Genomic DNA, 15,273 nt, shown 5'->3' on the forward strand with positions numbered 1-15,273 from the left:
ATTGACTAAGAAGCCATCCACTTCTATAAGTGGTGGTAGTTCACGTTCTGTGATTTTATCTGATGAATTCTATAAATGGGTGAGTTCTATAGTAATTATATCTTTTATTGGAGGGTTTCTTGTCAATATAGTTTTGGGATTGTCTCATTGGATTGGCACTGCGGCTTTTGTCCTTGGAATATTGTGTTTCCGTGGAAATATAGAGTTCGTTTAAAAAGCGTAGAAGCCAGAGTAAAACGCTGCAGTGATTCCTATAAAGCATTATGTGATAGAAAAGATATTATTATAAAAAAATAGATAAAGAGTCTGATGTTGTTGGAATGGTGCAAAAAATTGATAGTAACACCAGAGAAATTAACAGTTTAATTGAGGAGAAAAATAAGCGTATTGATGGTGTAAAAAGAGAAAAAGACATGAAGTGGAAAGAATCAAGCGGCGAACGTTCCAGAGAAATTGAAAGCGGAAAGAATGATCTAACCGGAAAATTTTCAGAAAAAATAAATGAACTGGAGAACAGATACAAAAATAATTCATTTTTTTTGGAAAATGAATGTGAAGTGACAGAAGAATATCAGAATGAAGAAATTCTTAAAAAACTTATATCATATTTAAAAAATGGCAGGGTTTTTAGTAAGAAAAGTGCAATTGATTTATATGAAGATGAAAAAAGAAGGGATATGGAATTTCAAGCAAAACTTGCTAGAGAAAGGGAGGTGTTTGAATTTAAAAAGCAAAGCAATGAGAGGAATATTGAGGAGGATTAATCAGCTGAATAGGGATCTTAAAGAAGGTGCTTGTACACGGGGAGAGTATGATTCTGCAGTGAAAAATCTTAGGAGTGAATATAGGAAAGAAAATGAAAGGCTGAAAAATTATTTTTAATGTACTTTGGGCCAAGGCTGCACTTTGACATAGGAATCATTTGATAATATATAACATAACGGGGTAATATAAAATATAGAAAACTCTATGATCATAAGGAGGAAACAAAGGTGAATACAAAAGTGGACAGATGTTTTGTAAGAAACTCGACTGCATCTTTGAAAAAAGTACTTATGTGCCCTCCTACCTATGCATATTTAAAGGAAAATGCAGGTAGAAATGGCAATAAGGCTAAAATAAACAGTGAGCTTTGCATGAAGGAACATGATGAACTGGTTGAGGCGTATAGGTCAAATGGAGTCGAAGTGGTTTTAATGACACCGAATCGCAATTTGCATGATCAGGTATTTGCCAGGGATTTTGGCGCCTGCGTAAAAGAAGGTTATATACTGGGGAATTTTAGAATACATCTCAGGGAGGGCGAGACAGAAGCCTACGAAAAGAAAATGAAGGAACTTGAAATTCCATGTATTGCAAGGTGCAGCAGAGGACATTTTGAGGGCGGCGACTTCTGGATGCTGGACGATAAGACCATGGCCATAGGCATATTGGAGCGTACTGATGAGACAGGAATTGATGAAATAAGGAAGCAGATAGGAAGTAGATATGGTTATGAAATAATATCCGTTAAATCTCCTGAAAAATGTCTTCATCTGGATATGTGCTTTAACATAGTGGCGGAAAAGCTTGCTGTAATATGCAGTGAAGTCCTTCCAGATGAATTTCTGAACATATTGAAGGACAGAAATTTCAAATTCATAGAAGTGGATAGAGAAAATTTGCTGAAATGCCACTGCAACCTTCAGGCACTGGGAAATGAAAAAGTAGTGTCCTTCAGGGATAATAGAGAAGTCAACAGTGCTCTGAGATCCTATGGAATTGAAGTAATAGAGACTCATATAAGCGAAATGTTTAAGCACGGCGGAGGAATACACTGTATGACTTTTCCTTTGAGCAGAGCATAATACATTCAAGGGCTGTTATTTGTATAAAATTTAAAAATTTTTTTCAATTTTTCTAGTGACTATCATAAAAAACATCATATATACAGTTTATATTTTAATATAATGTTTATACTAAAATATATAGCTGTTACTATTGATGACTGCTGGTTGCAAGTCAAAGCTGTATTTTTTAGACTTTGACTTTCTTTGACCTTTATTGTATTATAGTAACTGTAATAAGGATTGACAGACAATGAGATAATTGAAAACAGCAATTTATGATAATTTAGGAGGTTGTGTATTATGTTTGATATGATTCCATTTAGAAGAGATAATTCTTTAAGCAGGGGTGATGAATTTGAAAAATTCATGAGATCCTTTTTCAACCATGATTTTTTACCTGCTGGATTGAATGGTTTTGGTAGGGATTTTAAGGTTGATCTTAAAGAAAATGATGACTCCTATGTAGTTGAAGCAGATCTTCCGGGAATGAATAAAGATTCTATAGATTTGGGTTTTGAAAATAATTATCTGACTATATCTGCAAAGAGAGAAGATTCCAGGGAGGATAAGAGAGAGGATTTTGTAAGGCGTGAAAGAAGTTATGGAGAATTCAAAAGAAGTTTTTATATTGACAATGTAGATGACAAGAAAATCAGCGCTTCTTTTAAAGATGGAGTTTTGAAAGTAGATCTTCCAAAGTCCGAAAAGCACAAGAACAGAGGAAAGAGAATTGACATTAACTAAACTAATTGCTTTGGCACTGTGATTATTTCACAGTGCCATTTTATGTTATAATTAAATACTATAAAAGTATAATAATTAATTGGAAATCTGTTTTTCGGATTTTTTGTGTGAGTACAGGAGGAAATTTTATGAGTCAGTGGGAAATGATAATTAGGTTGGTTCTTTCGGGAGTGCTGGGAGGTTTAATAGGTTTTGAAAGAAGAAGTCACTTCAAGGAAGCAGGACTCAGGACGCATTTTGTTGTAGCAGTGGGCAGTGCCCTTATCATGTTAGTGTCCAAGTATGGTTTTACGGATCTGCTGTATACGAATGCCATATCGGTGGATCCGAGCAGAATAGCTGCCCAGGTAGTGAGCGGGATTGGATTTCTCGGGGCTGGTACTATAATAGTGGAGCATCAATTTGTAAGAGGGCTGACTACTGCGGCTGGATTGTGGGCTACAGCTGGAATTGGCATAGCAATTGGTGCAGGTATGTATATTCCCGGTATAAGTGCTACTTTGCTCATTCTCGTGGCACTTGAAATATTCAATAAATTTAAGAAGACTGTCTCTTATTCTATGGGCAGGGCAGATCTTTCACCGGATGGGATCAATCCTGCACTGGATGCTTTGAAAAATTCAAAAATAAAAATATCCGGCATTCAAGTGAATAGGCATTACAACAAAACTGACAAGAATTTGGAGGTAAGGCTTACCTTCAGAATTTATACCAAGAATCAAAATGAAACAAAAAAAATTATGGTAAGTCTTTTAAAAATACCTTATGTAAAAAACGTGAATATAGAATGATATAGTAGTAGAATATAGGAGAAAGTAATAATAATTATTAAGACGGGTGTTGCCATTTTATATGCCGGTTGGATGGAGAAGGTGTAAAATATATGATTATTAATTGTGATGAGCTATTAAAGGAACATAAGACTATAAAGACAAAAAAAGCGGCAAAAAGAGTGAAATTCATAGGAATATTTAACAAAGATGTGTATAATATAACAGCTCCTTTTTTAAATAATGGAAGGATTGTAATAGCTGGAAGAGTTGAGTCCAAAATGGGAAGAGATTCCATGGTATTGTTTTTTGAAAAATATAAGGACGCCTGGTGTCATGTAGTTGAATCACCTATTATGGAATTGGAAGATCCTTTTTTCACCAAGATAGGCGATGAGCTGGTGATAGGCGGCGTAGAAGTGTTTAACAGTATAAATAACCCTTATAATCTTATATGGAGAACCATAATGTATAAGGGAAAGGATATTTTTCATCTGAAGCTTTTTTTTGTAGGCCCTGACGGTATGAAGGATTTGCGTATAGCTGAGCTCAAGGATGGAAGTATAGGAGTTTTGACACGTCCACAGGGAGCCAAGGGAGGAAAGGGAAAAATAGGTTTTACAAAAATCAGGAGATTGAATGATCTGAGTATGGGAGTTATTGAGGATGCTCCAATTTTGAATGACTTCTTACATGATGATGAGTGGGGCGGAATAAACAGTATATATCCTATTGATGAAAATAACATTGGATTACTGGGACATATAGCTAAAATGGATGAGGACGGGATGAAGCATTATTATTCCATGACTTTTGTATTGGATATGAATTCTATGAGATACAAGGATGTAAAAATAATTGCAACCAGGGAGGATTTTTTGCCTGGACCAAGTAAGGACGGAAGTTTGTACGATGTTGTATTTAGCGGGGGGCTTGAATTTAAAGATAAAAAAGCGGTGTTGTATGCCGGAATAAGCGATATTGAAGCCCAGACTCTCGAGATAGATAATCCTTTTTATGAATATATGCGTAAAAAAGGAGAAGTGTCATGATGAATATAAAAAGGTGTAAATTTAATCCCATCGTAACCTGTAAAGATGTTGTTCCCTCCAGCAGGGATTTTGAAGTCATAGGTGTGTTCAATCCTGGTGCGGCCCTCTATAAAGGTGAAATAGTACTTGCCATGAGGGTTGCGGAGAGATTTAAGGACAATAATGATGGGCATATAAAAATTCCGTTTATAGACGGGCAGAGTGCTGCTCTGAAAACTGTAGATCTGGATAGGGAAGATGGCAGATATGACTTCAGTGATTCCAGGGTAATTAAAGGGAAAGGCAGTTGCTGTGATTTTATGTATCTCACTTCCATGTCCCATGTAAGGCTCGCCAGAAGTACGGATGGAGTGAATTTTAAAATAGAGGACAAACCTTTCATATTTCCGGAAAACAAATATGAAAGCTTTGGTATCGAGGATCCGAGAATAACTGAGATAGACGGCAGCTATTTTATAACCTACAGTTCAGTATCACAATATGGAATTGTAACTGGTCTGGCCGTAACTTCTGATTTTAAGAATTATAAGAAGCTCGGGAACATTTTTGAAACGGAAAACAAGGATGTAGTGATTTTTCCTGAAAAAATAAATGGCAGGTACTTTGCACTGAACAGGCCCGTATCAAAAAGTACAGGTGATCCTGTCATCTGGATATCTGAATCCTATGATCTTCTCCATTGGGGGAATCACAGAGTATTGGCATGTACTAGAAAGGGTCACTGGGATTCTGAAAAAATAGGTGCCGGGATACCTCCTGTCAAAACAGATGGGGGCTGGCTGGAATTGTATCACGGGGTGGATGATCAGGGACATTACAGCATGGGAGCTCTTCTGCTCGATATCCACTGCCCTTCAAAAATTATTGCCCGCAGTGAGGAACCGCTTCTTGATCCCAGGATGGATTATGAAACAGGTGGGTTTTTTTCAAATGTGATTTTTCCCTGTGGTGCAGTAAAAAAACATGAAAAATTGTATATATATTATGGTATATCGGATAATTCCATTGGGCTTGCAGCTGCAGCATTAGAAGATATCTTAAGCACCCTTGGCTAAGATCAAGGGTGGCTGGGTGGCTATCCCCCCGGTCAGGTTATCCCCGGCCAGGCTGCTCCTGCAGCTCAAGCTGTTGCCGGGGGTTGTAAATAAATTGTAAATAAATTGTAAACTGTGAATTGTCAATTGTGCATTGCCTAAAGTTCTGCTGTGATATTGCCCGTTTCTGAAAGATCATAGCCTCCTATACCTGCAAGCTCCTGCTTGAATTTATCCGACTTGAGTATTTTGGTTATTGAGTTAAAAGGAGGATTATCCATGTCATCTTTTTTTATGACAAGTTCATATCTCTCTTTTTGAAGTGGTATAAAATCTATGTTTTGAATTTGAAGGCTGGTTTTTTCATTTCCAATGCCGACATCTGCTTCTCCCCTGGCCACGGTGCTGGCTACGGCAAGGTGGGAAAGACATTCCCTGTTGTAGCCTGATATGTTTTTGCCCTTTATATTGAGCAGCCTTAGGTGCTCATCCAGGAGTATTCTGACGCCGCATCCCTTTTCCCTGTTTATTAAATTGATATCCGGTCTTTTAAAATCTTCCCAACTGTGAATATTTTTAGGATTGCCCTTCGCAACATAAAAACCTTCCATGCGGCAGGCCAGGTGGATTATAACGGTGGGAATACCGGGAATCAGCCTCCTTACAAAAGGTATATTGTATTTCCCGGAATCTCCATCCCATAAATGGGCGGTAGCTACCTGTACTTTTCCCATGTAAAGCCCCAGTAATCCCTTGTAACTTCCAACATATGAACGAAATGTCCTGGTTTCAGGATAGTACATCTCTATATAACGGGACAGTATATCCAAAAGCATATCCTGACCGCAGATTACAAAATCATCCTCTCTGGTATTTCCCGGGTAAAGAATATCTAAAAGTGAAGAATTGTCCTTTTTGCGCGTATTTGTTTGCCGCCTGCCAGTATTCTTTTTCCTGTTTTTATATTCCTCCACATCTCTCGTATCCACTCTGATTTTTTTACCTACTTTATAACCTTTTAACTCCCCTCTTTTTATCAATTCGTATACTGTGTTCTTGGCTATTTTCAACATATCTGCGACTTCCTGCGGAGTTAAAGCAGTGTTTCCTGACATAATATTCCTCCTCATACTATTCTAACGATAATTTTAGTACATATTTTTTAGAAATACAAATTGATATTAGAAACTGTGTTAAAATAAATTATGACAAGGAGTGAAACAATATGAAAATAGCAATTATTTCTGATATACACGGAAATCTGGAGGCACTCAGGGAGGCTTTTTCCAATATAGAAAAAAGGAAGGCGGATACTGTAATATGCCTTGGAGATTTGGTGGGCTATGGTCCTTATCCCAATGAAGTTGTGGAATTTATAAGAGAAAAGCGTATATTAAACATACTGGGCAACTACGATGCAGCGGTGCTGGAAAAAAAGTTCAACTACATAAGAAACAACAGGATCAATGAATTCTGCATGCCCTGGACAGCTGGTGAACTTAAGGAGGAAAACAGGGCCTATTTGAAATCACTTCCGGGGGAAATAGATCTTCAGTTTTTGGATAAAAAAATCTGTTTTGTACATGGAAGCACCAGATCCATAAATGAATATCTTCTGGAAAATTCAAGAGAAGCATCGGAAGTCATGGAGACTTTTGCAGGAGATGTGCTTGTGTGTGCACACACACATATACCCTGTGAAAGCAGATACGGTTCTAAAATACTTATAAATGACGGCAGTATCGGAAAGCCCAAGATAGGCAGGCCCAATGGCACTTATGTGCTCATGGATGTAAAAGACGGTGGTGTATATGCAGAACTGGTGGAGTTTACCTATGATTATGAGAAAACTGCAGCTGCCATGGAGCAGAAGGGCATAATAAAAGCCTGCATTGACAACATAAGAACCGGAATGGAATAAATTCAAAAAGTTCAAAGTTTAAATATGAAATGATAAAGGTTTTCGGCATATGCCGAAAACCAGCTAGATCTGATATTTGTTTTTTGTACTCTGAACTTTCTGTTAAAGGTTACTCCTTATTCAAGTTGTTCAGGGCATCTGTGAGTCTTACATATAGATCGTATATTCCGCTGTTGCTGTTTTGAACATCTGCAATATCGTTCATTTCATTGCTTAAGTTCTGTAATTTCTGCGATCCCGTCTCTATTTTGTTTTGATCCTTTTCAGCTATTCCATCTTTAATGGAATCCAGTATTTCTATGCAGCTGTTTGTATAGCCTATGGATTGATTTACAGCATTTATCTGTTTATTTATGCTGTCTATATACTGTTTGTTTAGGGGTTCCAGGCCTTCCGGAACGGATAACTTGGATACATCATCTCTAAATGTTGTCAGGTTATTTTTATAAGTTGTAAGATACGAACTTCCGGTGGTAAGCACCTGGATCATCTGATCAAGATACTGCTGCATCTCCTCGGCACTGCTGGCGGAATCTAGCTCTGACATTGTATTTGTGGCATTGGTATAGGTTTGATTTAGTTCGTCTGCAGTATTGTAAGTCTCATTTTCATAGGATTCACAATAATCTTTTAAATTATTTACATAATCTTTTTCAGACTGCGGCACTGCCGATGGAGATTTTAAAAGGTATTCCACAGGTAAATCTACAGAACCCAATCCTCCGAGAAGGTATATGTTCCTGTAATTTTTCTCATCTATAAAACTTTTTTGGTTTGATATATCGCTTCCATCGGTTAAAATTATAGGTGCATTCAATTTGGCGGCCAGTGCGCTCCCGGAAAGTGCATCGGGAAAGTTTTTTCCATTTGCAAGTATTGCTGTATTTGAGTCGAAGCTGAAGTTTTTGCATATGCTCATGGATGTATCATATCTTGTAGCTCCGCCTAGTCTTTCTATATTGTCATCATTTAGATACGGCAGCTGGGATTTTAACTCATCTACGACGGTTTCAGATACAGAAGCTTGTCCGCCAATCACGTACACTCTGGATGGTTCTATAGATGAAATCAGATCCCTGGTCTCTGAAGGCAGGCTGTCTGTATTTACCATGAATATAGGATATCCCTTTGAAGCAGCTATGCTGGATATGCTCAAGGCATCAGGAAAACCCCATCCATTTGCCAGAACTATTGGAGTTCCGGTTGAAACTTTCAGTGAATTGATTATATATTTGTTGGTGTCAAATCTGTTGGATCCGCCCAGTCTTGTAAAATTGGCATTTTCATAACCCATTTCCTTAATATGATCTAAAATGTCCTCGCTTATGGATGAATCGCCCCCGAGAACATAGATGTTTCCGGAAGAATTCAAATGATCCTTTATATATTCGAAGACATCTGAATTGTTATCTATGCTGTCGTTCAGTAAGAGTATGGGAGCGTTGTATTTTTTTGATAAAACGCTGCCGCTTAGAGCATCCGGGAAATCTTTCCCGCTTGCAAGTATTATGTTTTGAAGATTTCCGGTTTTAAAACTAGATGCAATTTTTATAGATGTTGCGTATCTGTCAGTACCTGCAAGTCTTGTTACATTGTACGTAGTCTTGGCGTAGGCTGGAGCTGCGGTACAGAATAACATGGTTAGACTTACAGCTAATCCTACTATTTTTTTCATTATATGTATTTTCCCTCCCTTAAAAGTATATACCTAAAGTTTAGCACAAATATGGGAAAAACTATATAGGGAAAACATGAAATTTACACTTGATATCATGTAAAATTATAGCTGTATCTATGGAAATGTATATGTAATTATGGTAAAATTAGTTCACTGGTAAGATATTGGTAATACGGATAGTTGCTTGGAATACCGCAAGAATGAGAAATTACTGTAGTGTGTGAAAGGGGGAAAATATGAACAAAATAAAAATATTTGCTGCAGCGGTTATAATTATATTTTGTACAGGCACCTCAGTTTTTGCCCAGGGAAATACCCTGGATATTGATGCTGCCATTGATGCTGCGGTAAAAGAGTCTTATGAAGTGAAAAGTGCTGATATTTCAACACAGCAGGCTCAAAATTCGTACAATCAGGCAGTTAAAAATGCTGCTAACTATGGAGATCAGCTGGATGAGGGCGGAGACAATTTGGATAGATATACCAGGCTTACACTTCTGCAGGGCATAGCAAATCCTCCGGCAGAAGCTAAATTTTCTATTTATAAATATTCTAATATGGGCAAAGTTGCTGAAAATCAGGTGAAATTGTCCGCTTACACCCAATACACGGCCCTTATGGATTTTAAGGATGCACTTGACCTCGAAAAGCAAAAATTTCAAAGTGCCAAAGATCAATATAATATTTCACAATTGAAACTAAAGCTGGGAACGGCTTCCCCGGCAGATGTAAAACAGGCAGAGGCAGATTACTACAGTGAAAATTTAAATCTGAATAAGGCCCAGAGACAATATGATCTTGCAGTTATGAAAATAAATCAGATTTTGGACAGGGACATATATACGAAGTACGATGTGCTTCTCAGGGATAAGATCACAGAGTCGCCTTACATAAGAAATTATGATGACTATGTAAGTGATGCGCTGAAAAACAGGGCGGAAATTTTAAATGCACAGGAAAATGTAAATCTGAAAAAATTTGAATACAATATTATAAAGGGAGTGTTTCCCTCTAAGTATGACACTATGAACCAGATTGGGCAGTATGGTGTAAATCAGGCACAGGATGCACTTGACATTGCTGAAATAAATATACCTGTTGAAATAAACAGTCTGTATAGTGATTTACAAAACAAGTCCAAGATGCTTGATTCCAAAAAAGATGCTTTTAATCTGGCGCAGAGAAATTATAATGTTGCCAGAGTCAAATATAATGCAGGTGTGATGAGCAAAGTGGATTTTGATGTTCAGGCAAGCGATTTAAAGGCAGCGCAGAATGATTTGAAATCCTTTCAAAGGGATATATGGATGGCACAGCTTAAATTGAATCTGGCCTGCGGTGTTGGAGATGACACGTCAAAGCTCAGCAATTGATATAAATTAAATTATGCAGGGGGGAAAAAAAGTTGAAAAAAAAGTTAAGCGTCATAGTTGGACTTGCTATGTTATTCAGTGTGGGAAGCACTTGTTTTGCAGAAACTAGCAGTGCTGCAGTTCCTGCTGATACCACGGCTGCAGTCAGCACTTCAGATACGGCAAGTACAACCCTTACCCTAGATCAGGTATTAAGCAGCATAGAAAAGAATAATATGGAAATTAACATGTACGATCAGAAAATACTTCTCTATCAGAGACAATTTGACCGGGACCATCAAAATGCAATGCTCAATGCTGATAAAAGTCCTGTCAATTATCCGGCAGGTCAGTATGCAGCTGTAAAAATTGCAATAGATGTAGTACCGAAGCAGGATGAACAGAATATCAAAGATGCCAAGCATGACAGGGACGATACACTGCAGAATTTGAAGTTTTCCGCAGAGCAGCAATATCTAAATGCCATAAATGCCCGGGATCAGATAACTACTATAAATGCCCAGATAGCAAATGTGGATAAGAAGATTGCACAGACAGAGGCTAAGATACAGCAGGGCCAGCTCACAAATGATGCCCTTCAGTCTCTTCAGGTTCAAAAGAGCCAGTTGGAGGCCTCTCTCAATACTCCCAAATCCCAGCTTCAGCAGTCTGAACTCAATATAAAACAGATCATAAATATGGATTTGAATACTGATGTAAATCTAGTTCTGCCTGCATCAAAGCAGTTTGTAAAATTTGATGACAGCAGTATCCAGTCAAAAATTGACAATGCAGTGAACAATTCCTATGATATGGCAAAGATAACTAATAATATTGCCATACTTAAAATTCAGGAAGATATATACAAGCAGTATTCCTACAATGACGCCACAGGAGAAGTGAATACCGGACTCAGCATACAGAACCTCCAGAACAGTCTTTACAGTACACAGCTCAATCTTAAAGTCAATTTGTGGAACAGTTATTATTCTTTGAAAAACAGTGAGGATCTGGTGAATACGGAAAATATAAAGGTTGAAAATGCACAGATGAATTATGACAACACTTTGACCAAGGTTAAAGCAGGGGTACTCACTGAAGTGGATCTTGATTCTGCCGCTCTTGCACTTCAAAGTGAAAAGATAAGTTTAAAGAGTGCCCAGGACAATTACATGATAGCTTCAGAGCAGTTCCAATACAATCTTTCCAAGTAAATTTTTTATGAATAACTTAAAGGACAGCTGTTAAATTGCAGCAGGTATGATAGAATATAATCTGTAAATCAATTATAGTTGTATAGGAGAGATAATTTGATGAGAGGAAAGATTAAATCACTGGGAATTACTGCAGTTATTATGATGCTGATTGTATCTTTTGCAGCTTGTTCTTTTGGAAATAACTCTGGACAGCAAAGTGACAATACCAAAAAAACTACACAGACTTCTAAAAATACAAAAGGACCTAAAATTACTGAGGATGCAGACAAAACTGCGCAGCTTAAGAAAGAAAAGCCTATACTGAATGGAAAAGTATATGTGCAGAGCAACAGGGCTATAGCGACTATGGTAATTAAAAGTGGTGTGAGTGATAAAGAGGCTAAGGATCTGGCACAAAAATATGCCAATGATTTAAAAAAGAAGTATAAAAATATGCAGGTCAGTGTAATGGCAGTAAGGGATAATAAAAACATAGCAAATATAACCGTGAAATGATTCAGCGGTTAAAAAATGGATGGTGTATAGTTAAAAGCGAGGAGGATTTCCGACAAATGCCGAAAATCAACCCTGATTATTAACTATGCACTTTTAATTTTTAACTGAAAAAGGTATTTTTATAATAGAAGGTTTTAAGGTGTTTCCGTCTTTATCTCTTATAGTGTATTTATTGTTGTTCAATATGGTGATGGTATAATTATGGGAGGTCTCATATCCATCATAGGGTGGGTTTACTGCTATGGTTTTTGGATCCTCCAGTTTGAATGAAGCATTTACGTATTTCCCGCTGCTGTCTGTCACCTTGATATTGTCTGTCATTGTCATGTCTATGTCATTTATCACGGTATCGTCATCTTCATTTTTGACTGTCTTGTCGTCAATTGGCTTGCTGAATTTTATTCTCCAGGTTTTAAGTGGATCTTTTGTAGTAAGAGCTGTCATTAATTTTACATCTGAATTCTTTATGATGCTGCATTTATTGTCCTTTAAAACTGCGGCAGTGCCGTCATTAAAGGATGAAGCATTGTCAAAATCATAGGATATAAAAGTAGATCCCAGTCTGTCAATATAGCCCCATTTTATATATTTCTTACTGAAATCTGTGTCCCCTGAATCCTCAATATTTGAAGAGCCTGTATTTTTTTTCACCGCTGCATAGCCTTCATTAAAATCCAGGGCATTGTCAAATATGGTATCTATCACGATATCTCCATTGCTGTTTATAAAACCCCATTTTTCCCCCTTTTGAACTCTGGCAAGTCCTTCACTGAAAGCATATATTTTGTCAAACTGGGACAGGTATTTTATTTCTCCCGATGAATTTACAAATCCGTATCTTCCATTGGATGTTATAATGGCTTTTCCTTCCTTATAATTGTCTATCCAGTCCAGCTGCGGCTGAAGGACTATTTTTCCGGAGGCATCTACAATGCCGCATTTTCCAGATCTGACTATTTGAGAGAAACCGCTGCCTATAGATGTGATGCTGTCGTAGCCCGTATCGAGGATCAGGCGGCCGTTTTTATCGATGAGTCCGTATTTATCACCGCTGGACACTTTTATCAGATTATTATTCAGATAGAATATGTCCTTGTATTTGGGTTCCAGTACTATTTTGCTGTTCATATCGGAGAGACCCCATTTGCCCCCGGATTTTACAGGTACGAGTCCCAGTATAGGTGATTTTATCTCGTCGAAGTTGAAAGCTTTGAAATTACCCTGGGTGTCTACCAGACTCCAGGAGTTATTCAACTTTACAGCAGCATAGCCCTCCTGAAAATCATAGGCATTGTCGTACTTGCAATCCAGGAATATATTTCCATGAGCATCTACAAATCCATATTTTCCATCTTTTCTCACTTTTGCGAAACCCTGCTGAAAACCATATATTACATCAAATTGGGGCTCTGTGACGACACTGCCTCTGGTGTTTATAAATCCCCACTTTGAATTTGCGCTCACTGCCGCCAGACCGTCTTCAGAAAAATCTCCTGCATCTTCATACTGAGGTTGTACTATAACTGTCCCATTTTCATCTACAAAGCCGAACTTTGTACCTTTGGAAACTTTTGCGCAGCCGTTTTTGAAAGAGCCGATGGAAGTAAATTCAGGTTTTGTTTTTACTGTGCCATTTTTATCCATTAACCCGTATAAACTGCCGCTCTGAAATTTGACCAGGCCATTTTGAAATGAATATATATTGTCTGCAGTTATGTCCGAATCTGAAACTGTGTATTTTCCGGCTGATGCACCAACTTTTGGTGAATTCCATATGAATGTACTGCTGAAAGTGAATAAGAAAACCAGTGCTAATCCAAAATATCTTTTAAAATACTTCTGCAAACCCCTTACCCTCCTATTATATATTTTTTAGATTATTATACCATCAATAGAAATGAATAACTATATTTTTGGCTTATAATCTGAAATTTTACCCGGGAAAAAGTTAATAAAAAGTAAACTTGAAACTTTTGGCTATATACTAGTAACTCTGCACTTATATATATTTGATTTTATAAAATCCTTATGATATATTAAGTTAAGATAATCAATAGTTGTATTGTGGATAAATGAGCTATTATAAAGAATTTTGGAGGTTTAATATGGTAAAGAAAACACAAGATGGCAAAAAAAATAACAAAAAAGAATATGTTTCTACTGTGCTTTCACTTTTGGATGAAGAGGAAAATGTAGTTTCAGATGTACAAAAAGAAATTTTTATAGATGAGATAAGGGAGCTGCCGCCTATAAAGGAAGGGGAGCTCAACGTGTCAGGTGTATATGCCTATGATCTGGGAGATAAGGTCGAAGTTAAGGTCTATGTGAGAAACGGACTTTCCACTAATTTGAATCTGCAGAAAATACCTTTTCTGATTGTAAATTCTAAGGGAGAAACTCTGGCATCCCAGACCTTCAACCTCTCGTCACTGGGAAAACTGCCCCCTCATTCTGCCAGACCTGTAAAGCTTTATTTTGAAAAGAAAAATCTTAAAGTGGATAAGATACCTGCAGATGACTGGAAGATTGTATTGAATGGTGAATTCAACATAACTTCAAAAGTGAGACCGAGATATGAAGGACTGCCTGAAGGAATATCCGTTAAGGACAAGCTTGTTTTCGATAAGTTTCTGGATGAGCTTCCTGAAATGGAAGAGGGAGAATTCAGTATATCTACTTTCAGTATAGGACTTCAGACAAATGGGAACATACTTATAACGACAGTTATGAGAAATGCTACAAACAAGCCGATTACCATCAATAAAATGCCTATGACCGTGCTTGATAAAAACAAGCGGGCGGTAAAATCACAGGACTTCAATTTGAAGGATTTCACAGTGAGCCCCTATAGAGCTAAATTGTGTAACTTTGCATTTCCGACAGATGTTCATCCAGAATATGATCAAGCTCTGGATGGGTGGTCGGTGATTTATAAACTGGTAAATATAAATGGCGGCAAAAATATAAAGAGAATATAATTTGTAAATATGTTAGGACTATGGAATTGCTTTAGTTGAAAAAGTTAATTCCATATTTTTTTTGTGAATTTCAGATAATGTCTAAAAAAATTTGGATTACAGACGAATACTAAATAATAAGAGGACTTATAGCAAATGAGTCATGAGCTATTGGAAATTATTTATTTTAATAGTATAATATAGATGTGTCAAATTTGTTAACA

At 37.2% G+C, this 15,273-nt stretch carries 15 protein-coding genes; 12 read left to right on the forward strand and 3 right to left on the reverse strand.

Annotation, left to right across the window (positions count from 1 at the left end):
* From ACFHWD_RS09650 to ACFHWD_RS09680, 7 genes are all read left to right on the forward strand, one after another.
* The coding region (locus tag ACFHWD_RS09650) for a hypothetical protein (RefSeq protein ID WP_378061572.1) at positions 1-214 on the forward strand (214 nt) is incomplete at its 5' end.
* 106 nt (positions 215-320) lie between these two features.
* Positions 321-764, forward strand: a complete 444-nt coding sequence (locus tag ACFHWD_RS09655) for a hypothetical protein (RefSeq protein WP_378061574.1) — start codon at positions 321-323, stop codon at positions 762-764.
* 240 nt (positions 765-1,004) lie between these two features.
* Positions 1,005-1,847, forward strand: a complete 843-nt coding sequence (locus ACFHWD_RS09660; RefSeq protein WP_378061713.1) for a dimethylarginine dimethylaminohydrolase family protein — start codon at positions 1,005-1,007, stop codon at positions 1,845-1,847.
* Between the two features lie 282 nt (positions 1,848-2,129).
* The gene (hsp18, locus tag ACFHWD_RS09665; RefSeq protein WP_378061576.1) at positions 2,130-2,573 is read left to right on the forward strand and encodes a heat shock protein Hsp18; all 444 of its coding nucleotides are present in this window, start codon (positions 2,130-2,132) and stop codon (positions 2,571-2,573) included.
* A gap of 128 nt (positions 2,574-2,701) precedes the next feature.
* Positions 2,702-3,364 carry an MgtC/SapB family protein gene (locus ACFHWD_RS09670; RefSeq protein ID WP_378061578.1) on the forward strand — a complete coding sequence of 221 codons (663 nt, stop codon included), beginning with the start codon at positions 2,702-2,704 and terminating at the stop codon, positions 3,362-3,364.
* 92 nt (positions 3,365-3,456) lie between these two features.
* The gene (locus ACFHWD_RS09675) at positions 3,457-4,395 is read left to right on the forward strand and encodes a DUF1861 family protein (RefSeq protein WP_378061580.1); all 939 of its coding nucleotides are present in this window, start codon (positions 3,457-3,459) and stop codon (positions 4,393-4,395) included.
* A complete protein-coding gene (locus ACFHWD_RS09680) occupies positions 4,392-5,450 on the forward strand; it encodes a glycoside hydrolase family 130 protein (RefSeq protein ID WP_378061582.1) in 1,059 nt (352 codons plus the stop codon). The genes ACFHWD_RS09675 and ACFHWD_RS09680 overlap by 4 nt, the downstream gene beginning before the upstream one ends.
* Positions 5,451-5,587: 137 nt before the next feature.
* Here the strand turns inward: ACFHWD_RS09680 and ACFHWD_RS09685 are convergent, their stop codons facing one another.
* Positions 5,588-6,544 (reverse strand): substrate-binding domain-containing protein, encoded by a 957-nt coding sequence (locus ACFHWD_RS09685; protein WP_378061584.1) that lies wholly within the window; start codon positions 6,542-6,544, stop codon positions 5,588-5,590.
* A 110-nt stretch (positions 6,545-6,654) separates the two neighbouring features.
* Here ACFHWD_RS09685 and ACFHWD_RS09690 point away from each other — a divergent pair, with 110 nt between their 5' ends.
* A complete protein-coding gene (locus ACFHWD_RS09690; RefSeq protein ID WP_378061586.1) occupies positions 6,655-7,350 on the forward strand; it encodes a metallophosphoesterase family protein in 696 nt (231 codons plus the stop codon).
* A 109-nt stretch (positions 7,351-7,459) separates the two neighbouring features.
* Here the strand turns inward: ACFHWD_RS09690 and ACFHWD_RS09695 are convergent, their stop codons facing one another.
* Positions 7,460-9,025, reverse strand: coding sequence for a cell wall-binding repeat-containing protein (locus ACFHWD_RS09695; RefSeq protein ID WP_378061588.1), 1,566 nt, complete (start codon positions 9,023-9,025; stop codon positions 7,460-7,462).
* A gap of 239 nt (positions 9,026-9,264) precedes the next feature.
* Between ACFHWD_RS09695 and ACFHWD_RS09700 the strand changes: the two genes are divergently transcribed.
* From ACFHWD_RS09700 to ACFHWD_RS09710, 3 genes are all read left to right on the forward strand, one after another.
* Entirely contained in the window at positions 9,265-10,401 is a 1,137-nt protein-coding gene (locus ACFHWD_RS09700) for a TolC family protein (RefSeq protein ID WP_378061590.1), read from the forward strand.
* Between the two features lie 32 nt (positions 10,402-10,433).
* On the forward strand, positions 10,434-11,594 hold the full coding sequence (locus tag ACFHWD_RS09705; protein WP_378061592.1) for a TolC family protein: 1,161 nt from the start codon (positions 10,434-10,436) through the stop codon (positions 11,592-11,594).
* Positions 11,595-11,693: 99 nt separating this feature from the next.
* Positions 11,694-12,092: a hypothetical protein gene (locus ACFHWD_RS09710; protein ID WP_378061594.1), complete on the forward strand. Its 399-nt coding sequence runs from the start codon at positions 11,694-11,696 to the stop codon at positions 12,090-12,092.
* 93 nt (positions 12,093-12,185) lie between these two features.
* Here the strand turns inward: ACFHWD_RS09710 and ACFHWD_RS09715 are convergent, their stop codons facing one another.
* Entirely contained in the window at positions 12,186-13,937 is a 1,752-nt protein-coding gene (locus ACFHWD_RS09715; RefSeq protein ID WP_378061595.1) for a WG repeat-containing protein, read from the reverse strand.
* Between the two features lie 260 nt (positions 13,938-14,197).
* Between ACFHWD_RS09715 and ACFHWD_RS09720 the strand changes: the two genes are divergently transcribed.
* Complete coding sequence (locus ACFHWD_RS09720) at positions 14,198-15,070, forward strand: SLAP domain-containing protein (protein WP_229981963.1); 873 nt, start codon at positions 14,198-14,200, stop codon at positions 15,068-15,070.
* Positions 15,071-15,273: the final 203 nt, after the last annotated feature.

Origin of the sequence: Clostridium sp. MT-14, from assembly GCF_042436595.1 — a bacterium.
GTDB lineage: Bacteria > Bacillota > Clostridia > Clostridiales > Clostridiaceae > Clostridium_B > Clostridium_B aromativorans.

Coding starts and splice junctions, on each gene's coding strand:
- ACFHWD_RS09655 (WP_378061574.1), top strand. CDS start 321: ATGGTGCAAAAAATTGATAGTAACACCAGAGAAATTAACAGTTTAATT.
- hsp18 (WP_378061576.1), top strand. CDS start 2,130: ATGTTTGATATGATTCCATTTAGAAGAGATAATTCTTTAAGCAGGGGT.
- ACFHWD_RS09670 (WP_378061578.1), top strand. CDS start 2,702: ATGAGTCAGTGGGAAATGATAATTAGGTTGGTTCTTTCGGGAGTGCTG.
- ACFHWD_RS09675 (WP_378061580.1), top strand. CDS start 3,457: ATGATTATTAATTGTGATGAGCTATTAAAGGAACATAAGACTATAAAG.
- ACFHWD_RS09680 (WP_378061582.1), top strand. CDS start 4,392: ATGATGAATATAAAAAGGTGTAAATTTAATCCCATCGTAACCTGTAAA.
- ACFHWD_RS09685 (WP_378061584.1), bottom strand. CDS start 6,544: ATGTCAGGAAACACTGCTTTAACTCCGCAGGAAGTCGCAGATATGTTG.
- ACFHWD_RS09690 (WP_378061586.1), top strand. CDS start 6,655: ATGAAAATAGCAATTATTTCTGATATACACGGAAATCTGGAGGCACTC.
- ACFHWD_RS09695 (WP_378061588.1), bottom strand. CDS start 9,025: ATGAAAAAAATAGTAGGATTAGCTGTAAGTCTAACCATGTTATTCTGT.
- ACFHWD_RS09700 (WP_378061590.1), top strand. CDS start 9,265: ATGAACAAAATAAAAATATTTGCTGCAGCGGTTATAATTATATTTTGT.
- ACFHWD_RS09710 (WP_378061594.1), top strand. CDS start 11,694: ATGAGAGGAAAGATTAAATCACTGGGAATTACTGCAGTTATTATGATG.
- ACFHWD_RS09720 (WP_229981963.1), top strand. CDS start 14,198: ATGGTAAAGAAAACACAAGATGGCAAAAAAAATAACAAAAAAGAATAT.